The organism is Proteus sp. ZN5 (genome assembly GCF_011046025.1).
In the GTDB taxonomy this organism is placed as follows: domain Bacteria; phylum Pseudomonadota; class Gammaproteobacteria; order Enterobacterales; family Enterobacteriaceae; genus Proteus.
The window spans coordinates 2,193,544-2,216,867 of record NZ_CP047639.1; the positions used below are offsets into that span (position 1 = coordinate 2,193,544).

The following is a 23,324-nucleotide window of genomic DNA, read 5'->3' on the forward strand; positions in this document are numbered from 1 at the left end:
TCAATAAAATTATTTATAAAACAAAATGGATTAAATATTTTTAAAGAAAAGGAGAGTTATATTAAGGAGGTGAAATGAAAGATAATGATATTAATATTGCCATTCATGAACAACTATTAAAACAATTTAAATCAGCAAATATTAATGTTGAGGTTATTGCTGGTTTTCAGCCAGAGAAAAGACAAGATAGTAATATTATTATGTTTTTCCCTATAAAGGAGGTTGGCCAAGGTTGGCAAAAAAGGAATTACAATGTTCAAGGTAATAATGCAAACCATAAAGAACAACAACTGATTGAATTAACGTTTCAGGTTCAAGGTTTTATTAAACAACATCCAAATTTAACAGCAGGTGATTTAGTTAGAATGACTCGAATGATTATTAATTCGTTGTCTTTTGTTGAATCAATGAGAAAAGTGGGAATAGGGATACAACGAGCGAGCGAAATTAGACGAGCGCCGATAATGAATGCTGGAAATAGCTATGAGCATAATCCTTCATTTGATTTTAATATCACTTTTTCCAGTACGTTATCTTTAGACACTGCTGCAACAAATTTACTTATTTCTAATCTATTTCGTATTTAAGGATAAATATGTCTATTAAACAAACTCGCTATATTGATATTGCGAGCGCGGTTGTTGGTGCATCAGCTGCACCTATGCGCAAACTTACAGCCCGTATTTTCTCAACAAACCCTAAAATTCCAGCAGGGAAAGTACTTGAATTTGCCAGTGGGCAAGTGGATGAGTTGCTTGGTGCAGGATCACCAGAAGCGAAGTTTGCTCGCCAATATTTTAGTTATGTTAGCCCTGCGCCTATTAGTAAACCTAAAGAGCTACAAATTGCTTCTTTTGAACCTGTAGGTCGAGCACCGACATTATTTGGCACACCAGCAGCAACTCTTGATAAATTAAAGCTGATTGAAGAAGGTGCATTTACTTTGACTATCGGTGATATCTCTAAAAATATTACTGATATTTCTCTAAAAGATGCAGAGTCTTACGCAGATGTTGCTTCTCTTATTCAAGAAAAACTAAACACTGAAAGTGAACCTCAATTTGCAAATTGCTATGTCACTTTTAATGCACTTGATGGTGCTTTTTTGATGAGTGGTGGTGTACAAGAAAAAGCGACGATCACTATGGAACATTCGCCTTTAGCTGATGCTATGGGATTAAGTGACGGAGAGGCATCTGAAGGTAATGTTGCACAAACAGCTCTTCAAGCATTTATCGCTGCCGAAGCGATTTCTGATTCATTTGGTAGTGCAACATTCTTGACCGAACTTACGGTCGAGCAAAGCGTTGAACTAGCAGAGTACATTGCAGGCGAAAATGTAAAATACCAGCTCTATTTGTCAGTTCCAGATAAACAAGCCGAAATTTACAGTAAAGCATTAATCGGTACCGCATCAACGGGCTTAAATTTAAAAACAGATGATGGCTTTTTTGTTCAAGCTCTACCTATGGCAATTATGGCGGCAACAGATTTTGATCGCACAAACGCGACCACTAACTATATGTATCGCCAATTCGGTATTACTTTCCCATCTCAAGTTAAAACAGATATTGCGGCTGATCGATTAGATAAATTACGCATTAACTATTATGGCGAAACGGCTGTTACTGGCACTGATATTAGTTTCTATCAACGTGGATTTTTATGTGGAAATGCCTCTAATCCATTAGATATGAGTGTTCATAGTAATGAGCAATGGCTAAAAGCCTATATCGCACAGCAATGGTTAAGCTTATTACTTTCCACTCGCGGTATTCCAGCTAATAAAGATGGTGAAGCAAGAGCAATGATGGTTATTGCCGGCGCTGTTACGAAAGCATTAAACAATGGCACTATTCTTACCAGTAAAAAGCTGACTGAAGTACAAAAAATCGCAATTACAGATGCAGCTGGTGATGATTTAGCGTGGCACGATGTACAAAACAAAGGTTATTGGTACAACGCTGAAATCGTTGAAGAAACAGGTCCATCTAATTTACCCGAATACACCATGAAATATGTATTAATTTACGGTAAAGGCGATTGGGTTCGTAAAGTTGAAGGCTCACACAATTTAGTTTAAGGAACAAACAATGAACGATATTTCAGCAACAGGTTTGAGTTTAATTATTCAGGCAAGCAACACATTTCCTGCAGGTATTCCTATTACCACATTTTCAGATGAGGGTGATCCATTAGATTTACCGGCTGTCGATATTACAGCAACCGCAGTAGATATTAATGGTAATTTAGTGAGTTGGTCGGCTCCTACACCTCAAACTGTGACAATCAACGTATTAGCAGGAAGCGAAGAAGATGAAAACTTGGCTATTTTGCTTGATGCAAATACAGCAAGACGAGGACGTCGTCATGCAAGCGATATTATTACACTAGTGGCTTCTTATGGTGATGGTTCTATTACCACTGCTCGTAATGGCCGAATTACTAATGGTAGCCGTGGTAATTCAATATCAAACAATGCTCGCCTTAAATCTAAGCAATACACCTTCATTTTCCAAGACTTTGATCGTGTCAGAGCACGTTAATTTTTAGCGTTATTCTTATTCATCTAATGGCGACTTCGGTCGCCTTTTTTATGGAATTTAATTATGTTAATTAAACCAAAAGAGATCACTGTTATTGATAGTGATCGTGAAGAACACACTTTTATTATTAGCCGATTGCCTGCAACGATTGGACGAGAAATTCTTGCTAAATACCCTTTATCAAATGCACCCAAAATTGGTGATTATGAAGTTAGCAAAGAAGCCATGTTAAAAATGATGGCTTATGTTGCAATCGAAAAAGAAGGCCAAGAAATTTATCTAAAAACCAGCACATTAATTGATAATCATGTGCCCGATGGGGAAGCTTTGATTCGTCTTGAACTCGAAATGCTGAAGTACAACACCAGTTTTTTCGGCAAAGACGGGAGCCAAAATTTCCTACAATACCTTCTAGGCAAGTTCAGCGGTTCTCTCCCGTCGATTATAAAAACGCTGATGGCTTCTTTGCAGTCATCATCTCCGCGGGTTTCGCCTCCTTCACAGAACTCAAAACAACCATAGATCTAGAAGAAGCCTTTGATCTGTGGGAGATCGCGATTACTAATCGTTATAACGAGGCGCTTGCGGCGTCAAAGGAGAGATAATGTCTCTATTACAGGTATTTTCTCAGGTACTGATGTTGGAGGCTGAAGTATCTGATAGTGCATTAGCAAATATCAGAAAGTCAGCAGATGAAATTCTTGCTGAAATGAAAAATATTGAGCAGGGGGTTTCAGGCGGCATTACTAGTTTCTATAACTTTGTTCAAGAAATTCATCTCAATCTTGGTGAATTACCTGAAGATCATGACATAAGTATTTCATTTAATAGCGATGAAATTACAACTGCTTCTGTAACCATTGAAAATTCAATTCAAAGCATGATCAAAAGTGCGCTAATGGGGACGCAAGAGTTTGATAAATTCTTGCAAGAAACCTTAGTGGGCATGTTGGGCTTATCACTCAATGAGCCAATAAATATCGATCTTAATATTAGTGAAACTCAAGATAAAATTAATTCAGTAACACAAAGTATTGATGACCTGAAAAGTTCTATGTCGGTGTTAGATTACCAAAGAGGATTGGTCAATAACAATGGTGCAGCTGAAGCTCACATTTTAGCAAGTCTTAATGCTGAATATGATGCGATGGAGGATCAACTATCCTCACTGAATAATGAATTGGGATCTTTAACTGAAGCAGAGAAGAAAAATAAAGAAAGTAAAATTGTTATTGATGCACTGATTAAACAATTAGGTGCCGATTACGATACTTTTATTGGCACAATGCAAACTCAAGGTATTGATGCTGCGATTAAAGAAGCAAAGGCTCAACGTCGATTAGGCGAGAGCGTTGATGAGACAGGTAAAAGCTATCAAAAGACCGTAGAGAAAATGAAGGATTATATTCTTAACGCCATGGGAGTTAAGGATATTACGGGAGCTTTGCAAAAGGTTTTCACTGCTTCATTAGATCGCGCCAAAGAAATAGAGTCACTAGATAAACTAAGTAAAAAGATAGGTATCGCGGCTATCGATATCGATGCTTTTTCTGGGGCGATGGCTGAAATGGGAGGCACAAAAGAAGTCGCTCAAGCTGATTTAACTGCAATGGCAAATGCATTTACTGATACAGAAGATCCTATTGAACAACTTTTAAAAACCGCAGATAAAGTCAAAGGGATGAGCTTTGACGGTGCCCAAAAAGAACTGGAAAAATTGGGTGTTGTGGATGAAAAAACCATTGAACTAATGATGAAAGGTCGGGAAGAATTAGAGCGCACAATGGGCGTGCAAAAACAGTTCTCTGGTATTAATGATGAAAGTATCGAAAGTTCTATTCAACTTAATGCAGTAATGAATAAATTTGATCAATTAGCGGGGCAATTAAAAAATAACTTTTTGGAGATAATCATTCCTGTTCTTGCAAAAGGAATAACGTGGTTTGATAAATTAGTTAATTTCTGTATTGAGAATAAAGATTTTGTTATCGGTTTTTTCTCCGCTATTGGTAGCGCTGTTGCTATTTATTATCTGCCTGCGATGGTGTCTGCGGCAGTTGCTACACTTGCAACTGCGCTTCCTATATTAGCGATTGCAGCTGTTATTGGTCTCTTAGCGACAGCATTTAAACTCGTCTATGACGATATTATGAATTTTATTAATGGTAATGATTCAATGATAGGTAGTATTTTGGATCAATACCCCGCGCTTAAAGACGCAATAATGGTGGTATGGGAAGCATGGCAAGTTTTTGTTCAATCTTTAAAGATTGCTTCAAAGGTTATTGCTGAACAATTTATTGCTGCTTGGAATTATATATCTGACGCATTTAATCAATTCGTTATAGCGCTTAATGCGGGCATTAATAATATTATCGAGTGGGGGCAATCAATAATTAGTGTCTTTATTTTTGTCTCTGATGCAGTGGTTAGTGTATTTAGTTGGATGTGGGAATATATAGAGAAAATATTAGGTTGGGTTAATGAAGGTATTGATTCTATAAAAGGAATTTGGCAATCAGCAAAAAGCTTTTTGGGAATGGACGATGCTGAAAAAGAGGTCACTGTTGTTCAAAAAGTAGAGCGACAATTATCTGATGAAGGTAGTCTCAATTACACCATACCACAGCCAAAACCAGCAACACGGTATTACAATCCAGTACTAGATGTAAATGCGTTAAATAATGGATTAACACTGTCTTCGACAAATAGTTTAAATCCGATGACCAGCCAAATGATCAGTAACCAATCAAACACTAAACATGAAAATAATGTTCAAATTGGTGAAATAAGAATTGAAACACAAGCCACCGATGGCCCAGCTGTTGCGAAAGCTGTAGGTGAAGTATTGTATGATAAAAATGCTAAAGAAATTTCACAGCAACACTCTAGCGGATTAAAGAGTTAATTATGATAACTGAAGTTAGGATCTTTGATTTAGAGTCATTCACAACGCTATTTGATAGTGTTAATCCGATGAAAGTTTCAATTACGGATAGTCATCAAGTTATTAAATTTGCGGTTGAAAATGGCGAAAATCGTAGCGACCACGTCATTATTAATCCTATTAGTATAGATGTCGAGTTACTATTAACGGGTGATATTGCAGATCGTTATTCTATTATAAAGCAGCTTTATGATGAACATACATTAGTGGGAATTCAAACCAGAGTTAAAACTTATCAACCAATGTTGTTAGAAAGTTTGACTCACGATGAAGATCCCCAAAAAGTGAATGCCATCGAATTAAAACTTAAATTTACAGAATGGAAAACAATAGAGCCCGAATATAATAAAAAATCCTCTAAATCAACCAAAAAACCAAAGCAAACCTCAACAGTTAATCGTGGCAATGTCAAAAGTAAAAAATCAACACAAGCAGGAAAAAAAGAAAAATAGGAGATAGATAAAATGCAAGTTATTCCATTACAAGCTATTCCTAATCAGCGATTTTCTGTCGAAATAGCCGGTGTTGATTGGATATTTACGCTAAAAGTCGCTAATCAAACAATGTTTTGTGATATTGAGCGAGATGGAGAAGTCCTTATTACAGGTATTCGCTTAGTTGCTAATACACCTATTATCCCTTATCGCTATTTAAACCAAGGGATTAATTTAATCTTTCTAACAGAAAATGATGCTTTACCGTGGTATGAGGAATTTACAAAAACACAATCATTAGTGTATTGGAGTGATGAAGATGGATCTTCGGCGAATAAGGGTGGGGATTGAGGTTGGTGAAAGACTTCAATGGTATGAAGGATTGCGTATATTTGCAGGAGGAAAGAAATATGCAAATCCATTACAAAACGAATGTCAAATCGCTATTACAGGGCTTAATACCGAGACAAGAGATTATTTGCTGACGGAAACAAGTCCTTATAATAAAAATAAGCAAGTTCGACGAATTTATTTAGAAGTTGGTCGAATTAACTCTGGGTTATTCTCACTTTTTATTGGCGATATTGTCAGTGCAGAAATAGACTCTCCTCCGGATGTCACCGTAACGTTATCTGCAAAAACCAGCCATCATTGTTCTGGAAAAATTATTTCCTCTAGTGGTGGCGCTATTCAAAAATTGAGTGAAATCGCGTTAGCCATTGCCAATGATTGTGGTGTGAAATTGGATTTTCAGGCGACCGATAAGAATATTGCTAATTGGTATTATTGTGGCTCGGCATTACATCAAATAGAGCGTTTACAAGAGTCGGGAAATGTTAAAGCTTTTATTGATGATGATACGTTATTCGTAAAAGATGATGATAAAGCATTAAAAAGCCGATTTCGTATTTTGAATATGAACTCAGGTATGATTGGCATTCCCAAAGCCACAGAAAGTGGATTAACGGTGAGTTATCTTATCGATAGTACCTCTGAATTAGGCGGAATGCTTCGCCTCGATAGCAAATTAAATACCTCACTAAATGGTGACTACATTATTGAGCAGCTTGAATTTAAAGTGGCTTCACATGATGCAGATTTCACTTATACCGCAACTTGTAAACGAGCTTAATTATGAGTAAACCCAATAATGATATTGCCAGTGTTGGTTCATTGGCAGGGGCTTTTTCGTCTGCATTTCGCCATTTAATGATGAATACCGATGATATGTTACCCGCAACCGTCATTAATTATGATGAGCAAACCAATCGAGCCATGATCAAACCTTTGGTCATGATGTTGACTACGGATGATGAAAAAATTTCTCGGGCACCGGTTGCTAATATTCCCGTGTTTCGATTTGGTGGTGGCGGTTTTTTTATTAGAGCGCCAATTAAACCGGGTGACTTTGGCTGGCTAAAGGCGAGCGATCGCGACATTAGCCTTATTTTTCAACGTGGTGGTTTGGAAGATCAACCTAATACAACACGATTACATTCGTTTAGTGATGCGATGTTTTTTCCTGACACGATCAAAGGATGGGCAATTGATGGGAAGAATATTGATGCCTTAGTTATTCAATCAATGGATGGCTCAGTCTGTTTCTCTCTTCACAACGATAAAGTTGTATTAGAGGCCCCAAAATATGAAATCAATGCACCTGAAACGATATTTACTGGCAATGTGACTGTTAACGGTAATTATGCCGTAAATGGTAATAGCGATTCACAAGGTGGACTGATGCGCCATAACGGAAAAGATATCGGCTCAACACATACTCATAGTGGGGTGCAATCAGGGAAAGATAATACAGGGAGTCCAATATGAGGACATTTTCAATAAACCAGCAGAATGATTTTGCGATAGGTGCTGATGGTAACCTTCAAATTTGTGACAACGATGATGCAGTAAAAAATCTTTGTCAGCATTTTATTAAAGCTGTACGCGGTGAAATGCTACATAAAAAAGATAAAGGAATTCCTTATTGGTCTGCAACATTTAGCCGACAAGTTGATATTCCTTTATTTGAAATGGCATTTCGACAACGTATTGCAGAAATAGAGGAAGTTGTTGCTATCACTTATTTCCATGCTTTTCTAGAAGAGGGGACATTGAAATATCAGGCAGATATACGCACGATATATGGAGGATTTACATTGAATGGCTGACTATCGTTATATTAATAATAAAGGGGTGATTGTTCCAGACACATCGACGTTACGAAATAATGTCGAAGATGAATTTCGCACTGTATTTGGTCAATCTATTAATTTATCGCCAGAAACCCCACAAGGGGTATTGGCAACTATGGAAATTGAAAATAGAGATGCCATTGTTCGTAATAATGCCGAGCTTGCAAATCAAATAAATCCCGATATTGCTGGTGGTGTTTTTCTCGATGCAATATGGGCGTTAATGGGCGGAGAGCGTATTAATGCCACACATTCCTATTTAAGTGATGTCGAGTTTACGGGTATTCCCGGTACTATTATTCCTAAAGGCTCTCAGGCTCTCACAATAACAGGTGCTATTTTTGAAACATTATCACCATTAATTATCGCTAATAATGGGAAAATTAAAGGCGATATGCGAGCTAAAGAATATGGTCCTATTACTTGTGGTGTTGGGCAATTAAATAAAGTAGCAAGTTCTGTATTAGGATGGGAAAAAGTGAATAACTTAACCCATGCTGTTGTTGGTCGCCATGCTGAGTCAGATATAAAGGCAAGGCGTCGGCGTAAACAAACATTAGCTAAAAATACCGTCAGTGTTGCAGAAGCGATTACCTCTTCGTTATATGAATTAGAGGGAGTTAATTCCCTTTCTTTTCGTGAAAATTTTAATGATAAAGCGTTGGTTGTCGATGGTATCTCATTATTACCTCACAGCATTTATGTGTGTGTAGAAGGTGGAGATAGCCATGAAATTGCTAAATCATTATTAAGAACAAAAACAATAGGCGCTGCATTTAATGGTGATATTGAAATAAATGTAATAGAGCCAGCAAGTGGGCAAGAATATCCTATTAAGTTTTCACGTCCGAAAGAAGTGCCAGTGTTTTGCCGTGTGTCTGTAAAAAAATCCAATATTGATGCGCAAACTATTATTCCTAATGCGTTAGAGAAATGGGTTCAGGGCGAAATAGATGGCGATAATGGGCTGGTGGTTGGGCGAGAAGTTTCTCCTTTTGAAATTTCAGCAGCAGTTAATGCGGTTGAGCCTCATTTATTTGTCACTAAAGTTGAGCTTTCAACGGATGGAAAAAATTGGAATGTTGCATTAATTCCTATCAAACTTAATCAAATTGCCCGATTACTAAAAGGGGCGGTACAAGTGGTGATCGTATGAATATTCAAGAATTTGATTTTCATTCTGATCTACTAAAAGCGATCCTCTGGCAATATGAAAATGCAGATAAATTAAAAGCATTAGCTCATTTAAAAGCCACTTACTTTAATCAATCTACGGTTACTTTTTGGCAAAATTGGTATCGAGATGTATTTAATATTGATACAGCTAACGATTTTGGTTTATCAGTATGGTCACGTATTTTAGATGTGCCTTTAGGCATTGATATTCCACCGAGTGATAAAAATAAAATAGGTTTTGGTTTTGGTAAAAAGAAAATCAATTTTAAAGCAAATTTTCGACGAAATGCTGATTACACTTTATCGCTGACTTTAGATCAAAAAAGAATGCTGGTGAGAATGCGTTATTTCAATCTCACTCAAAGTCCTACCGTAACCAATATTAACGAATTTCTTAAACGTTTTTTCTGGCGTGAGGATAGCAAAGTCTTTGTACTCGATCCTTTTGATATAACGTATATGTATTACGTTTTTAATTTTAATCCAGATGAACGTTTACGTCTTTTATTAGAAAACTTCGATTTAATGCCTCGCCCTTCAGGTGTAGGTGTCAAATATCGCATCATAACCAAAAAAGCTTTTGGTTATGGTCAATATCGTAAAAACTTTCTGAAGAGTAATTTCGGAGAATAATCCCTATGACTAAAATATTTAAAACCCCCTTTGCAACACAAGGGGATAAAACAGTTGTACCTGTTGAAATACAATCTGATGGTTCTGTCTCTTATACACAAGGCTATGGTTATGATTATGAACGTGACCAAGTGACTGATCCGGCTGCGAAAGATATTGAACGTGAAAAAATGAATAGTTTATTTCACGATATCACTGAATCTATTGGTGAAATGCAATTGTAGGGGTTTGCTAAGTGGTCGGAAGCGGGGAAACCTTACCCTATTCGTAGTGTGGTTTATCATAAAAATAAAGCTTGGCAGTCTAAAATTGAAAATAATAATGTTGAGCCAGTCGCGGGTAATGCATGGATTGAATTAAAAGCTGATATTAATGCAAATGATGTTGGTGCTTATTCTAAAGGTGATGCAGATAAACGTTTTCAACCAGTAGGTAAATATCAAGCTGAAGGCTATGGTTATTCAAAAGCAGAATCTGATACCAAATATCAACCTAAAGGGAATTATGCCCCAACTGGAAATTATGCTAATAAAGGCGAAAGCTATACCAAAGTAGAATCGGAGGATAAATATCAGCCAAAAGGAAGTTATCAGCCTGCGGGAAATTATGCGACTAAAGGCGAAAGTTATACTAAAGCAGAATCTGATAGTAAATATCAGGGGAAAGGGAATTTCCAAGCAGCGGGTTATAGTTACTCAAAATCTGAAGCAGATAATAAATATCAAGCTAAAGGTAACTATGTGACTACGGCACGAAAAGTCAATAATAAGCCATTAAGTGGTGATGTGACAGTAACATCGCAAGATATTTTTAATGGTCAAGCGATCTCAATTGGCGCGAATCAAAATTTAAATAACTATAAAACAGCGGGTATTTATTTTCAGCCTGCCAATGCGAATGCAACGGCAAATTTAAATTACCCAGAAGCTATGGCGGGTACGTTAATTGTTTTAAAAAATGCGGGTATTACTCAGCTGTATTATGTTTATAACACTAGCCGTATTTATTCTCGTAGCCAGTATGGAACAGGTAATTTTACATCTTGGGCTAAAGAGTTTAATAGTCAAAATAAACCGACCGCAGGTGATGTAGGGGCATATTCAAAAGGCGAGTCTGATGGTAAATATCAACCGAAAGGGAATTATTTAGCATCAGGTTATAGTTATTCAAAAGGCGAATCAGATGGAAAATATCAGCCAAAAGGGAATTATCTGGCATCGGGTTATAGCTATTCCAAAGGTGAATCAGATGGAAAATACCAGTTAAAAGGGAATTATGCTCCAGCGGGCAGTTATGGTGCTAAAAATACAGCTAAAAAAGATGCTAGTGGATGGTTGAAGTGTGGAGATACAGGGGTTATTCAACAATGGAGTAAGGAAGAATGGTTTCATGATGGTAGATCGTGGGACTATAAATTTCCTATTCCTTTTCCTAATACAGTTTTCGTTATTGTTGTGACAAATAATAGTGGATGGGGAAGGTTAGGTACGACTCGGCATACTAAAGAGGGGTTCACTTTGGAAGGCGATACTGAATGGGCATATTTTTCTTATATAGCTATAGGATATTAGAAATTAAGTATCTAAATAGGAATAAATAAATCACTTCTGATTAATTTATAGTGGCTATAAATAATCTAATATAGAGTGTATGTTATACTAATTCAAATTACATTATAACACCATGAAAATCGCCTCCGCCACACACCATCATCTTTCTGCGCTTATTGAGTTAGATACCTATGCTCAACAGGATGCTTCGCGTATTGAAGAAATTAAAGCTTAGCTATCTAGCCAAGCTGTTTATCTTCTTGAAGTGGATGCACAGATTGTGGGTTATGGTGTTATTCATCATCACTTTTTTAACCAGCCATTTATTGAACTTGTGATGATAGATAAGAAGTATCGCCAAAAAGGCTATGGAAAATGCTTGATTACTTATTTTCAAGAGAATACGCAAGGAAATAAACTATTTACATCAACCAATAAATCTAATCATGCAATGCGAAATATGCTGGTTCAGTTAGGATTTATTGAAAGTGGTTGTATTGAAAACCTTGATGAAAATGATCCTGAACTTATCTATTGTTTTATTAAGTAAAAAAGAATTTCTTATAGCGTATTAAATAAAAAACCATCTAGAAATAGATGGTTTTAAACAAAACTATTTTATTTTCTTTTTATCGTTAAGCTCAATTTCGATAGGAATATAGTAATTCACATCTTTCACTAAAGGAATGGGTTTATAAGCTAGGCTAGAAACTGGATATTCCTCCTTAAAAATATATTCCTCAATATCGGGCGATCCTTTTTTTCTCGGTATATTGAGCTTCCTAAGTAAAATACCATAAATATTATAGATAATATCTTTATACTCTAATGTAAGTAATTTTTCAGGGATCGTGAATTTAAGATATTTAGCATTCTCAATATGTGCTTTATGCAAAAATTGTGCATTATATACTTCAGGTTTATTTTCCATCATGGTTGCATATTTTATCGTTAATTCATTATTTTTCTTAGATAAAATATTATGTAAAGCATAAACCCGCTCATGTTTATAGAGCGCATTTTGAAAAAATACCTTCCAGTACTCTTCTCGTGATTTTTCTGTACTAAAATTCCAATCGATTGCATTGGCATTATAGGTGTGATCTATACCTGTTAAAGAAAGAGAATCAATAGTGACGATTTCGATATCTAAATTAAAACCACTAAATTTTCTTAACGGCAATGTAAAGCCATGAGCCTGCCAATTCTCTTTTCTACGATAATTATAGGGCGTCATATTAAACAGCTTTTTAAACGCTCTAGAGAATGTTTGTTGAGAGTCAAAACGATATTTTAATGCAATATCAAGCAATGGTGTTCTTTGTAAGCGTAATTCAACAGCGGCACAAGACAGTCGTCTTGCTCGAATATAAGAGGCTAATGTTAATCCTGTTTGCTCTTTAAACATACGTTGAAGATGCCATTTGGAATATCCTGATTTTTGCGAAACATTCTCAAGTTTTAGATCTTTCTCTAAATTTTCTTCAATCCAATAGATAATATCTGTAATGACATTTTCACTAAACATATTCTAGCTCTAATTAAAAAATTATTATTGGTGATGGTAAATAATATGCGAATTCGACCAATTTACATAAGATACTGTAATGAAATTAAGTTTGATTGTAAATTTATAAAAATATTTACTCGAATATTAGGTTTTAAAATGACGCTCTATTTTCGATAAAGTGATTATTAATTATAACATGTTGATATTACTTAATAATGTTTTAATTTTTTGAATGAAATAACGAGCAATTAGATATTCTTTTTTAGATAAAATCTAAGCTAAAAGTGTTATTTTTAAAAAGTAGCTAATATATTTAAGAATAGAATAGAAAAGAAAATAGCTATTATTCTAATTTAATAGAATATAACTACTGTTATTAAGATTAAATTAAAAAATTAACTAAAAATAGAGAAGATAAGTGCCATAGGAAAGCTAAGAGGCCAAGTTAAGGCAATTAATAATGCACTTAAAAGGCGCATGGCAAGACTAGGATCTTTGGTTAAAAAGAAAGTAATAATAAACGATATCACAGCCCCAATAAGGTAGCTTATTCCAATAATAGAGATAGCAGACATAACAGATCATTCAGTAAATAGACTGCAACAATTGTACTCCAAAATTGTTAAAGAAACAGAGGAATAGGGCAAACTTTTCAATAAATGTCATCACTAATGTGCAAATTTTAAACATTCATCTCACTTTTGATCTCTGGTTTCTTTTGGGGGTAATCACACAAGATAATAACAAGATTAAAGCCGAAAAAATTAAAAGTTGAAATATAGTGCATTGATTTAACTGGTTATTTATAACAATCTTTATTGTCATAAAATGATGTTTTTTAAAAAAATAAAATAAGACGGTATAGATCTTTTTTAGTGGTTTCACTATAAAAATTAAAATATTCAACTGCTGATTTTTAAGGCAAGGTAGTGATACAGAGATAAATTTGATGTTTGTAAAATGTGCGGACTAATTAAATTGCATCATAATATCGACAGAATGTAATAAATGGAATGAATACCACTTTATACAGACTTGTAGATAAATTGGCTTATGGATGGCGCGACTTAATGGATTTAAGCGTTAGCTAGGAAGCATTTCAAATCCCCTTTAAAGATTAAAAAGGGGATTTATTTTTATGTCTTTTTCGGATAGGGATCAATAGCCGTCATTATATTAAAATGGTAACTTACCAAAGTAGTAACCCGTCAATGACGTTTATTTTGATGAAAATAAACGCTGTTTTGATTAATAAACAATTAGCGTGGTGGTTTTTTTATGATCCCTTATCAATCAACTTTGACGTTTTGGTTTGAAGAATGCACGCCAGAGCAATGGTTTAAAAAAGATAGCCAGTTTGATAAAGAAATTAGTCGCAGATTTGGTGAATTATGTTTAAGTGCAAGTCGTGGCGAGCTGGCATCATGGAGAGAAACGATAGAAGGACGCTTAGCTGAGATTATTATTCTTGATCAGTTCTCACGTAATATTTGGCGTGATACGCCAAAAGCCTTCTCCCAAGATAATATGGCGTTAATCTTAGCGCAAGAAGCTATCCGGTTACCTGAATATCTGACATTAACCCCCGTTAAACGCAAGTTTATGATAATGCCATTTATGCATTCAGAATCACCTAAAATTCATCAAGATGCGGTTATATTGTTTTCTCAACTTAATGATGAAAATACTTATCAATATGAACTAAGACACAAAGAAATTATTGATAAATATGGTCGTTATCCTCATCGTAATGACATCTTAGGTCGAACATCTACGCCAGAAGAATTAGATTTTTTACAGCAACCCGGCTCTTCATTCTAAAAAAAATGCATACCTTTTCGGGTATGCATTTTTGTCTCTTTTCTATGACTGATTAATCAGTCATAACATCAAGATCACATGGTAATATGCCATAAATTATAAAAGGCGATACGGCCTGATAATTCAGCAATAATGACTGCTGCTGCACAAGTTGCTAGCGTCATTTTTGATGCTTGGGCTTTTACTGCAGTAAATCCTACGATAACCACACCTAATGCTAATACTGCTAACTGGAATCCCCAAAATAGAGATTGGTCAGCGCTAAGTTCTGGGCCTGTAAAGCCAAGGAAGCTAACATAACCAGAGCGTGTAGCAAAAGTAATAATGGCACCGATAATAAAGGACAATGCACCTAAGCGTCTTGCACCTATTGCCATTGCTAATACACCGCCGCCAACTAATAGCGTCATCCAGAATTGCAATGTGGTGTAGTCTGTATTCCAGTTAGCAATTGTAGGAATATGATAGACTTGTGGAATTGACCAAACAAATGCTAGACCAAAAACAACGGTAAATAGGTTACAAATTTCACGTAAACCCTTCCATTTTTTCATGATAGTGAGTGCAACAGTTGCAAAAGCAAAACCTGTAAATACACCACTTAAGAAGGCTTCGTTACTCATTGGAGAGCGACCAACGCCTAATAGCATATTGAAAAAACGTAGAGGTTGACCAACGTGTAATCCACCAATGCCTAAGCCAACTAATGTTAAGATCAGGGCTAAAATATTGGCATTACGCAGTTGGTTTTCATCAATTTGACCTAATTTTTTACTGATATAAGCAATAAGAAACAGGCCTGCTGCTGAAGAACCTAAAACAGTAAAAAAGACTAGAGGAAGTTCATGCATGGTTTATACCTCCGCCGCATTTTGAACTGAGCCGGTTTTATCACCAGAAGGTTTAGCTTCTTTGTGTGCTTTGATCACGATATTTGGATTGGTCAAACTAGGATCAGGCATTGGCGCGATACCACATTCAGTACCATGTTTTGCTCTGATCACTTCAATATCATCAAAATCAAGCGCACGTTGAGGACAAGACTCAACACAAACCGGTTTCATGCCTTGTGCTACACGTTCGTAGCAACCATCACACTTAGACATGAGTTTTTTCTTCTCATCGAATTGTGGCGCACCATAAGGGCAACGCAATTCGCAATAACGGCAACCAACACAAATATCTTGGTTAACAACCACTAAACCGTCTTCTTCACGTTTATGCATAGCGCCAGTTGGGCAACCTGCAACGCAAGTAGGGTTTGAACAGTGGTTACAAGAAATGGATAAATAATAACTATAGATATTTTGTGTCCAGATCCCGTCTTGTTTTGCCCAGCTACCACCACCGTATTCATAAACACGACGGAATTTAGGGCCTAAATCTAAATCTTTTTCATCCTTGCAACTGACTTGACATGTTTTACAGCCAGTGCATTTAGTGGAGTCAAAATAAAAACCATATTGCTTCATGAGTTAACTCCTTATGCACGTTTCACTTCAACAAGGTTTGTATGTTGTGGATTTCCTTTAGCAAACGGCGATGGGTGCCAGCTTGTTAATGTATTAATACATCCACCAGTATCTACACCTGTTGTATCAAGTGAACGCCATGCACCTTGCGGTACTGCAATCACACCAGGTAATACACGATCTGTAACTTTAACGAGAATATTTAAACGACCACGGGCATTATAAATCTCAGCGATATCGCCAGATTTTAATCCGCGTTCAGCCGCATCAATTGGGTTTAACCAGAATTGATGAGGAATAGCTTCACGTAACATAGCAACGTTATAGTAACTTGAGTGAACGTGGCCTTTATCATGGAAGCCAGTCATTTGCAGAGGGAATTTCTCTTTAAGCTTAACGTTTTCGACACCTTCTTCATTCTTACAATATTCTGGAATTGCTGGGATACGATCGCCTTCTGGTAACACCCAGCCATCAGTATCTTGCATTAGTTTTTCAGAATAAATTTCAATCTTACCTGACGCTGTTTTTAATGGATTAGCGATAGGATCTTGACGGAATGCTTCAAGTGCAACGTATTGATTACGGTTAGGTAATTTACGATCGATAATTCCTACATCATTAGTTTCTGCAAATGTAGGCAGCGCTGGGTTTTTCTCACGCATTTGGTTATAGCAATATTCAATCCACTCTTCGTAAGTACGTCCTTCAGTGAATTGTTCTTTGGTACCCATCTTTTCTGCAATGTCAGTTAAGACATCATAGCAAGGACGGTTTTCCCAAAGTGGTTTAATCGCATTTTGCAAACGGACGACATAGTGGTAAGCACCACTTGCGTAAGAGTTATTGATAAGATCGTTTGTCTCAACTGTTGTCACATCTGGCAGTAAAATATCAGCGTATTTTGCAGATGGTGTCATGTGGTTATCCCACACTAAAATAAACTCACATTTTGATTCATCTTGCAGTAAATCATGTGTTTTATTCAAGTCAGCGTGTTGGTTACCAATCACGTTACTGGAATAACACCACATAAATTTAATGCCCGTATCGAGTTTATCTTTATTTCTGACACCTGCATTTTTGCTGGTAAGTTGATCACCGCGAGCAATTGCTTCAGACCACATAAATGTTGGGATCAGTGTCTTAACTGGGTTAGGCAAAGCAAAGCTTGCAACTGGGTAAGCAACGTTACCGCCCCAACAGCCTGTATTTGTACCTGGACGACCGATATGACCTGACATTAATGGTAGCATCATAATCGCACGACATGCTTGCTCACCATTTGAAGTACGCTGGATGCCCCAACCTTGAGAGATCCACGCCGCTCTTGCACCGCCAATTTCACGCGCTAATTGGATAATACGTGCAACAGAAATACCGGTTAATTTACTTGCCCACTCAGGTGTTTTTGCAATGCCATCAGGGCCATTACCTAAAATGTAATCTTTATAAGAGCCATTTTCAGGTGCTGATGCAGGTAATGTTTGTTTATCCCAACCGATACAATATTCACGTAAGAAATCTTCATCGGTGATACCTTCTTGGATCATCACATAGCCTAATGCAGCCACTAATGCAGCATCAGTACCCGGATAAATTGGGATCCATTCGGCACCTAATGTTGTCACACTGTCGGTACGACGAGGGTCGATGATGATAACTTTACTTTTGCTCTTATCTAACGCATTTAACGTTTCATAGAACTGACCACCACCAGACATACGTGTTTCAGCGAGGTTATGACCAAACATCACCACTAAGTCTGAATTCTCAATTTCTGTTAACAGTGATTCCAGCATATCGCCGTAAACATAAGGCACAATACCAGTTAATTGAGAGTATGAATAAGTACCATAGTCACTTAAAAAACCACCGACAGTACTTAATAAACGTTTACATGCAGTTCTACCGTGTAAGTTTGCACCAGTAGAGCCTGTACCATATTGGTAATAAATGGACTCATTACCATATTTTTCGATGGTATATTTTAGTTTTTCCGCGATGATTGAAGTTGCTTCATCCCAAGAAATACGCTCAAATTTACCTTCACCACGCTTACCAACACGTTTCATTGGGTATTTTAAACGATCTGGATTATACGTTTTCCAACGTACAGAGCGGCCACGCAGACACGGACGAATTTGGTGAAGACCAAATGTTGAATCGTCATACATAGTTTCATTAGAAATACGGCGAATAACACCATCTTTCACATGAACTTTTAATGGACAACGGCTACCACAGTTCACTAAACATGCACTGTATTTGATAGTTTCAGAAGTCTCATCAGGACGAATACCCTGGGGAGTTTGTGCATTAGCAGCGAATGGTAATGAAACCGTTCCTGCAACAGCAGCAGCACCAGAAATAACTGCTGCAGACTGAATGAATCCACGCCGACTCATTTCAGTAATAGAAGTATTATTTTTAATTTTTGACATTGACATTACCCTAACATTTTTCACAACAAGTAAAGTTGTATATATATGTTAAGTTATAACCGCTCTACCTATAATGATTTATATCAATATAAAAAATGTTAATAACGTTATATAAAAAAATAATTATTAAACAAATGGTTACAAAATCTAGTTAATACCACTTTAGTGGTAAATAAAACATCAAATAAATAGGAGCTAACAATCGATCGATATGTAAAAAATAACATAGCGATTTTTATTAATATATAGAAAAACAAGATTGTTAATATGATAACAAAATAAGGAATTAAAAATATTTGTTAATAAGAAAAGTAAAAAAGAAGAATAATTCTCCTTTTTTACTTAATACAAAAATGATTTATTGCGGATTATTTTCGGCAGGAAATCTGAGTGCTCTTACATCATTTCCCGTTGGAGATTGATGAACTCTTAAGCCAAATTGAGGCAAAATAGCAAAGATATGATCAAATATATCGGATTGAATCGCCTCGTATTGAACCCAAACGGTGGTGTTAGTAAAGGCATAAATTTCAATAGGGAGCCCATCCGAGGTGGGGGCTAATTGTCTTACCATAATGGTCATTTGCTTATGAACATTAGGATGGTTTTTTAAATAGGCTTCAACATACGCACGGAAGGTTCCAATATTGGTCATGCCACGTTGGTTTAATGGCGTTTGGCATTCATTGCCCAAAGTTGCATTGAATTGATTAATTTCGCTTTCCTTATTTTTGATATAAGGTGCTAATAAGTGGGCTTTTTCTAGAGCATCAAGTTGTTTTTTGTCTAAGAAATGAATGCTATTAATATCAAGAGCAAGACTTCGTTTAATACGACGTCCGCCTGATTTTGTCATTGCTTGCCAATTTTTAAAGGAATCTGAAATCAGAGAATAAGTTGGAATAGTGGTGACGGTATTATCCCAGTTACGCACTTTAACGGTCGTTAAACTAATATCAATAACGGCTCCATCAGCACCATATTTAGGCATCTCTAGCCAATCACCAAGGCTTATCATATTGTTTGCAGATAATTGAATACCTGCTACTAACCCCATAATAGGATCTTTAAACACCAACATTAATACAGCCGTCATGGCACCTAAACCACTGAGTAAAATAAGTGGTGATTTGCCAATAAGTAGGGAAATAATCATTATCCCAATTAGCACAGAGGCGGCGAGTTTTAAGCTTTGAAAAATACCTTTTAAGGGTAATCGACCAAATGAGGATGAATTTCTCATGATCTGCATACAGAGATCCATAATAGAGAAAAGCATCAACAAGCCGAAAATTAAACACCATGCTTGAGCACTAGTGGTGAGAATTTCTTGTGTTTTACCTGATCCCATCCATACCAGCGCTTGGATATTAACAACAACGCCTTGGATTAAAAAAGCAAAACGACTAAATAGTTTATTTATTTCTAGAGAAAGTTGCCATTTCTGATCGTACTGAGTTATTGCTTTGGAAATTTTAGGTAAAACTAATTTGTGCAAAATAAAATGGAGAATGATTGCGACAAGGAAAATAATGGCTAAAACGAGTAGGAGAGAAGCGATTTGGGCATACTCCTCATTGAATTGACGTATCCATGTAAGCAGTTGCTGCTGCATAAAATATCCTCATAGTTAATGTGAGCTGTATGTTAAGAGTACAGAAAAGAGAGCTTAGTTCAAGAAGGTGAATTTTTTGTTACGAAAAATGCGAGAGTATACGAGGCAATGAATAAGCGTAAAGAGGGGAGTAAAAGCCAGAGATAGTCTTTTGTGCGATGAGGGTGCTATTTCTGGCTTTTTACTATATTTTATTTTTAAATCAAACAATTACAGTAAGCGAGTTGATGATAATTGTACAACAACTTGGTGCAGGTGAGTAATAAAAGAAGTCATTGATTTCATATTAAGTATCCTATTAATAAAATGTGATTCATGTCACAAATATTTTCTAAGATTGATTTTAATCACATTTCCATAACAGTCAATAGCTTTATGTAAAAATATTTTAAAATTTAAACTATTTTTTATGTTGAAGGCGTTTTTTAGCAATCAATTAGAGCGAATTCCATTAGAACTGCTTTTTATCCTATTGTTTATTAAATAATTATTTTCTTTTTCTAACAACAATGATTAGTTGACTCTTTTCTATTGTGATTTTCACTTGAATTTTTTGCTTTAAGCTAAAAATGGAATCGTAAAAAGAAAGGAAATCACTCAATGAATATCGAAACAAAAGAAGAACGCCTGCAGAAAATCATACAAGGTGAGAAGGCTTCTCAGGCCTTTCAGCCCCCTGTTTATAATGCACAATCACAAGTTGTTATTGATGCTGATGTGAAGATTGAATTTAATCAGATCAAATCATCCCCAGATGAGGCTGATAACGAAGTTAAAATGAACAGAGTTATCAAATATGAGGTTATTGTAACGGGGATTAATCTTCGTTTAGCCGAATGGCGTACAAGCCCTAAAGGAATTTTAGTTTTACCTAATAATAAAGATGTCTACATTACGATAGTAGATAATAGTAAAACAGAGATCTCTTTAACGGGTAATCGTAATGGTGTAGCGTCATTGCAATTGATATTAAAAGATGAAGATGATGAAAGCATTGTGTATTACGCAACGCCGATCCAAATTCGAGTTACGCCTCCAAAGCCTAATCCTAATACTGATTGTATAGCGACTAATTGTGAGAAGTTTGATGATTTACTGACAATACGTTCGGAATCTATGCAATGGCCAAGCAAATGGGAGAGTGTGTCTAAAAGTTTTGTTGTGCATTTACAGGATAAAGAAGGAGAGGATATTTCAAATAAAGAAGTCAGGCTCGTCTACAATGCTGATAACAGTACCTTAGGGGTTGAGCCAGAAGTTTATAACGCTGATGGTGAAAAAATTAATGTTGGGAAAACCAATAAATATGGTATCGCGAACTTTAAAGTGAAATTTAAAAAGAGTGAACCTAAACAAATTGCTATTTTTTATGCTGAATCTGAAAATAGCGAAGATCCAACTCAATCTCTTAAATCAAGAGATTACTATGTTGAAATGACAACTGAAAAATTACCCTCACCAAAAGTTCCAGCCACGCTAAATGGTATTTTAAGCTATCACAGCGAAAATTATTGTGTGAATGCAAACCTAATTTTAGGACGTGATATTAGCGAGAGCACACAGGTTGGTTTTTATTTTAATGATCAATTAAAAATGTTGCCTTGTACTGATAAGTCAGCTGTTTCGGTAAGGCTGGAAAATCAAACGCTAACTAATGGTATTCATTACATCTCTTTCTTTACGGTTGATATTTTTGACAATATTTGTTTCTCTCGCCGTGAGCGTATTATTGTCGATAACTCTTTAACGGGGGAGTGTGGTAAGCAAATTAAAAATATTGCACCAAAACCTTGTATAAGTGTCACTATTCCACAAATTTGTGATCGCTATTTTAACTCTGTAAATATCAGGCTTGTACCTTCATTATGTTTACAGATTAAGAACCGTGTTGCCAAAATGAATATCCAAAAAATGGTTATCATCTTTAATGGCTACTCTAAAGTAAATAGCAGTGAAAGAACGTTAGTGTATCGTTCTACACTGGAAATCTATGCTGATGATCCTCGTTTAGGGAATTTCTTGCATGATACAACGGCAAATAATGATCCTGTTAATATGGTCGAATTACTTGAGCCAGCTTTAGAAAGTATTTTGGCAGATGCATTGCCAAATATTGAAGTCAGACAATTAGGTATTCAAGTGATGGTTTTTGAAAATACAGGTAATTGCTACCTTTGTGGGGAAAATATGTATACGGTATCTCTGCGCTTACCTTGTGCTTGATGCCACTGTTTCGTTTTCCATAAATTAAGAGCCACATATGTGGCTCTTAATTTATATAAAATTGATAAGATTATTATTACTGAATAGCCAATTAATGGGTCATTCTTTTTATTGCACTGGTTATTGATAATATTGTGATAGAACTTAAAATGAGTTGTATACCAATCAATGCCATAACTAATGCTACTGAGGTTTCAGGGCCAAAAGCAAGCAAAAAATAGGCAATCACTAAATCTAAAAATCCAACCAAGATATTAAACCAGCCATAAAAATTATCTTTGATCTGTTTAAAACCTATATTTAGGCGCAGTATCCCCGCAAAAATAAATAAAAAACCGATAAAAAAGGCGAGGCTAAGCATACCTTTTAGTGGGTCGGTGACAAAGATATAGCCAAGCAGAAGATAAATAAAACCTGCCAATAATGTGATCAACATTGACCAACCAGAAGAGACTTGGGCATTAAAACCGCCAATAATGCTGGATATCGCACAGGCAAAAAATACAACACCGAGTAATACACTTATAACAATGCCAGAAGAAAGTGGATTAATAATACAGATAAAACCTGCAATGAAACCCAATATGGCAATAACAGTCATTAAAGTGCATTGCTTTTTAACCAGTTTCTCTGTTAGCTGAGATAAATTATTTTTATTAATATCTAACATAGCCACCTCTTATCCTTATATTTGGTACATAAGTTAAATTATAGCAATTTCTGCTTATATAGCATGACTTAGTTATATAAAACTATAATTA

The 23,324-nt window shown here is 35.9% G+C and carries 22 protein-coding genes and 2 pseudogenes; 17 read left to right on the forward strand and 7 right to left on the reverse strand.

Annotated features, from left to right (window positions below; all coding sequences use genetic code 11):
• Positions 1–74: 74 nt before the first annotated feature.
• The 15 genes and pseudogenes from GTK47_RS10050 to GTK47_RS10125 form a co-directional block, all read left to right on the forward strand.
• A complete protein-coding gene (locus GTK47_RS10050) occupies positions 75–587 on the forward strand; it encodes a hypothetical protein (protein WP_165122952.1) in 513 nt (170 codons plus the stop codon).
• An 8-nt stretch (positions 588–595) separates the two neighbouring features.
• Positions 596–2,083: a DUF3383 domain-containing protein gene (locus GTK47_RS10055; protein ID WP_165122953.1), complete on the forward strand. Its 1,488-nt coding sequence runs from the start codon at positions 596–598 to the stop codon at positions 2,081–2,083.
• Positions 2,084–2,093: 10 nt separating this feature from the next.
• Positions 2,094–2,546, forward strand: coding sequence for a hypothetical protein (locus GTK47_RS10060; protein ID WP_075674211.1), 453 nt, complete (start codon positions 2,094–2,096; stop codon positions 2,544–2,546).
• Positions 2,547–2,609: 63 nt separating this feature from the next.
• Complete coding sequence (locus tag GTK47_RS10065) at positions 2,610–3,068, forward strand: hypothetical protein (RefSeq protein WP_075674210.1); 459 nt, start codon at positions 2,610–2,612, stop codon at positions 3,066–3,068.
• Between the two features lie 82 nt (positions 3,069–3,150).
• The gene (locus tag GTK47_RS10070; RefSeq protein ID WP_165122954.1) at positions 3,151–5,454 is read left to right on the forward strand and encodes a hypothetical protein; all 2,304 of its coding nucleotides are present in this window, start codon (positions 3,151–3,153) and stop codon (positions 5,452–5,454) included.
• Positions 5,455–5,456: 2 nt separating this feature from the next.
• Entirely contained in the window at positions 5,457–5,945 is a 489-nt protein-coding gene (locus tag GTK47_RS10075; protein WP_165122955.1) for a phage baseplate protein, read from the forward strand.
• Positions 5,946–5,957: 12 nt separating this feature from the next.
• A complete protein-coding gene (locus tag GTK47_RS10080) occupies positions 5,958–6,278 on the forward strand; it encodes a hypothetical protein (RefSeq protein WP_165122956.1) in 321 nt (106 codons plus the stop codon).
• A complete protein-coding gene (locus GTK47_RS10085) occupies positions 6,247–7,059 on the forward strand; it encodes a hypothetical protein (RefSeq protein ID WP_165122957.1) in 813 nt (270 codons plus the stop codon). Before GTK47_RS10080 ends, GTK47_RS10085 begins: the two co-directional genes overlap by 32 nt.
• A gap of 2 nt (positions 7,060–7,061) precedes the next feature.
• Complete coding sequence (locus tag GTK47_RS10090) at positions 7,062–7,754, forward strand: Gp138 family membrane-puncturing spike protein (protein WP_088495168.1); 693 nt, start codon at positions 7,062–7,064, stop codon at positions 7,752–7,754.
• Positions 7,751–8,095, forward strand: coding sequence for a hypothetical protein (locus GTK47_RS10095; protein ID WP_099660640.1), 345 nt, complete (start codon positions 7,751–7,753; stop codon positions 8,093–8,095). Before GTK47_RS10090 ends, GTK47_RS10095 begins: the two co-directional genes overlap by 4 nt.
• Positions 8,088–9,275, forward strand: coding sequence for a baseplate J/gp47 family protein (locus tag GTK47_RS10100; protein ID WP_165122958.1), 1,188 nt, complete (start codon positions 8,088–8,090; stop codon positions 9,273–9,275). Before GTK47_RS10095 ends, GTK47_RS10100 begins: the two co-directional genes overlap by 8 nt.
• The gene (locus tag GTK47_RS10105; protein WP_165122959.1) at positions 9,272–9,928 is read left to right on the forward strand and encodes a DUF2612 domain-containing protein; all 657 of its coding nucleotides are present in this window, start codon (positions 9,272–9,274) and stop codon (positions 9,926–9,928) included. Before GTK47_RS10100 ends, GTK47_RS10105 begins: the two co-directional genes overlap by 4 nt.
• A 5-nt stretch (positions 9,929–9,933) precedes the next feature.
• Positions 9,934–10,314: pseudogene (locus tag GTK47_RS20675) on the forward strand (hypothetical protein); the annotation flags it as partial.
• Positions 10,297–11,499 (forward strand): pyocin knob domain-containing protein, encoded by a 1,203-nt coding sequence (locus tag GTK47_RS20510; RefSeq protein ID WP_347147093.1) that lies wholly within the window; start codon positions 10,297–10,299, stop codon positions 11,497–11,499. The pseudogene GTK47_RS20675 and the gene GTK47_RS20510, both read left to right, overlap by 18 nt.
• Before the next feature lie 235 nt (positions 11,500–11,734).
• Positions 11,735–12,028: pseudogene (locus tag GTK47_RS10125) on the forward strand (GNAT family N-acetyltransferase); the annotation flags it as partial.
• Between the two features lie 63 nt (positions 12,029–12,091).
• Here the strand turns inward: GTK47_RS10125 and GTK47_RS10130 are convergent.
• Entirely contained in the window at positions 12,092–13,006 is a 915-nt protein-coding gene (locus GTK47_RS10130; protein ID WP_165122961.1) for a helix-turn-helix domain-containing protein, read from the reverse strand.
• 377 nt (positions 13,007–13,383) lie between these two features.
• A complete protein-coding gene (locus GTK47_RS10135; protein WP_036912664.1) occupies positions 13,384–13,563 on the reverse strand; it encodes a GhoT/OrtT family toxin in 180 nt (59 codons plus the stop codon).
• Between the two features lie 703 nt (positions 13,564–14,266).
• Here GTK47_RS10135 and GTK47_RS10140 point away from each other — a divergent pair.
• A complete protein-coding gene (locus GTK47_RS10140) occupies positions 14,267–14,809 on the forward strand; it encodes a DUF924 family protein (protein ID WP_165122962.1) in 543 nt (180 codons plus the stop codon).
• A 74-nt stretch (positions 14,810–14,883) separates the two neighbouring features.
• Here GTK47_RS10140 and GTK47_RS10145 read toward each other — a convergent pair whose 3' ends face one another.
• The 4 genes from GTK47_RS10145 to GTK47_RS10160 all read right to left on the reverse strand — a co-directional run bounded on the left by GTK47_RS10145 (position 14,884) and on the right by GTK47_RS10160 (position 20,340).
• Positions 14,884–15,660, reverse strand: a complete 777-nt coding sequence (locus GTK47_RS10145) for a DmsC/YnfH family molybdoenzyme membrane anchor subunit (RefSeq protein ID WP_165122963.1) — start codon at positions 15,658–15,660, stop codon at positions 14,884–14,886.
• A gap of 3 nt (positions 15,661–15,663) precedes the next feature.
• Positions 15,664–16,281, reverse strand: coding sequence for a DMSO/selenate family reductase complex B subunit (locus GTK47_RS10150; protein WP_023581764.1), 618 nt, complete (start codon positions 16,279–16,281; stop codon positions 15,664–15,666).
• An 11-nt stretch (positions 16,282–16,292) separates the two neighbouring features.
• Positions 16,293–18,725: a DMSO/selenate family reductase complex A subunit gene (locus GTK47_RS10155; protein ID WP_165122964.1), complete on the reverse strand. Its 2,433-nt coding sequence runs from the start codon at positions 18,723–18,725 to the stop codon at positions 16,293–16,295.
• Between the two features lie 358 nt (positions 18,726–19,083).
• On the reverse strand, positions 19,084–20,340 hold the full coding sequence (locus tag GTK47_RS10160) for a mechanosensitive ion channel domain-containing protein (RefSeq protein ID WP_165122965.1): 1,257 nt from the start codon (positions 20,338–20,340) through the stop codon (positions 19,084–19,086).
• A 600-nt stretch (positions 20,341–20,940) separates the two neighbouring features.
• Here GTK47_RS10160 and GTK47_RS10165 point away from each other — a divergent pair.
• Positions 20,941–22,563, forward strand: a complete 1,623-nt coding sequence (locus GTK47_RS10165) for a hypothetical protein (protein WP_165122966.1) — start codon at positions 20,941–20,943, stop codon at positions 22,561–22,563.
• 91 nt (positions 22,564–22,654) lie between these two features.
• On the opposite strand, the gene GTK47_RS10170 is transcribed toward GTK47_RS10165, so the two are convergent.
• A complete protein-coding gene (locus tag GTK47_RS10170; protein ID WP_165126577.1) occupies positions 22,655–23,233 on the reverse strand; it encodes an HdeD family acid-resistance protein in 579 nt (192 codons plus the stop codon).
• Between the last annotated feature and the right edge of the window lie 91 nt (positions 23,234–23,324).

Bases quoted from the DNA above. Each gene is read 5' to 3' on its own strand.
- GTK47_RS10060 (WP_075674211.1), top strand. From the start codon at position 2,094: ATGAACGATATTTCAGCAACAGGTTTGAGTTTAATTATTCAGGCAAGC.
- GTK47_RS10085 (WP_165122957.1), top strand. From the start codon at position 6,247: ATGGATCTTCGGCGAATAAGGGTGGGGATTGAGGTTGGTGAAAGACTT.
- GTK47_RS10050 (WP_165122952.1), top strand. From the start codon at position 75: ATGAAAGATAATGATATTAATATTGCCATTCATGAACAACTATTAAAA.
- GTK47_RS10150 (WP_023581764.1), bottom strand. From the start codon at position 16,281: ATGAAGCAATATGGTTTTTATTTTGACTCCACTAAATGCACTGGCTGT.
- GTK47_RS10095 (WP_099660640.1), top strand. From the start codon at position 7,751: ATGAGGACATTTTCAATAAACCAGCAGAATGATTTTGCGATAGGTGCT.
- GTK47_RS10075 (WP_165122955.1), top strand. From the start codon at position 5,457: ATGATAACTGAAGTTAGGATCTTTGATTTAGAGTCATTCACAACGCTA.
- GTK47_RS10090 (WP_088495168.1), top strand. From the start codon at position 7,062: ATGAGTAAACCCAATAATGATATTGCCAGTGTTGGTTCATTGGCAGGG.
- GTK47_RS10170 (WP_165126577.1), bottom strand. From the start codon at position 23,233: ATGTTAGATATTAATAAAAATAATTTATCTCAGCTAACAGAGAAACTG.
- GTK47_RS10065 (WP_075674210.1), top strand. From the start codon at position 2,610: ATGTTAATTAAACCAAAAGAGATCACTGTTATTGATAGTGATCGTGAA.
- GTK47_RS10070 (WP_165122954.1), top strand. From the start codon at position 3,151: ATGTCTCTATTACAGGTATTTTCTCAGGTACTGATGTTGGAGGCTGAA.
- GTK47_RS10160 (WP_165122965.1), bottom strand. From the start codon at position 20,340: ATGCAGCAGCAACTGCTTACATGGATACGTCAATTCAATGAGGAGTAT.
- GTK47_RS10155 (WP_165122964.1), bottom strand. From the start codon at position 18,725: ATGTCAAAAATTAAAAATAATACTTCTATTACTGAAATGAGTCGGCGT.
- GTK47_RS10080 (WP_165122956.1), top strand. From the start codon at position 5,958: ATGCAAGTTATTCCATTACAAGCTATTCCTAATCAGCGATTTTCTGTC.
- GTK47_RS10135 (WP_036912664.1), bottom strand. From the start codon at position 13,563: ATGTCTGCTATCTCTATTATTGGAATAAGCTACCTTATTGGGGCTGTG.
- GTK47_RS10140 (WP_165122962.1), top strand. From the start codon at position 14,267: ATGATCCCTTATCAATCAACTTTGACGTTTTGGTTTGAAGAATGCACG.
- GTK47_RS10100 (WP_165122958.1), top strand. From the start codon at position 8,088: ATGGCTGACTATCGTTATATTAATAATAAAGGGGTGATTGTTCCAGAC.
- GTK47_RS10145 (WP_165122963.1), bottom strand. From the start codon at position 15,660: ATGCATGAACTTCCTCTAGTCTTTTTTACTGTTTTAGGTTCTTCAGCA.
- GTK47_RS10130 (WP_165122961.1), bottom strand. From the start codon at position 13,006: ATGTTTAGTGAAAATGTCATTACAGATATTATCTATTGGATTGAAGAA.
- GTK47_RS10165 (WP_165122966.1), top strand. From the start codon at position 20,941: ATGAATATCGAAACAAAAGAAGAACGCCTGCAGAAAATCATACAAGGT.
- GTK47_RS10105 (WP_165122959.1), top strand. From the start codon at position 9,272: ATGAATATTCAAGAATTTGATTTTCATTCTGATCTACTAAAAGCGATC.
- GTK47_RS10055 (WP_165122953.1), top strand. From the start codon at position 596: ATGTCTATTAAACAAACTCGCTATATTGATATTGCGAGCGCGGTTGTT.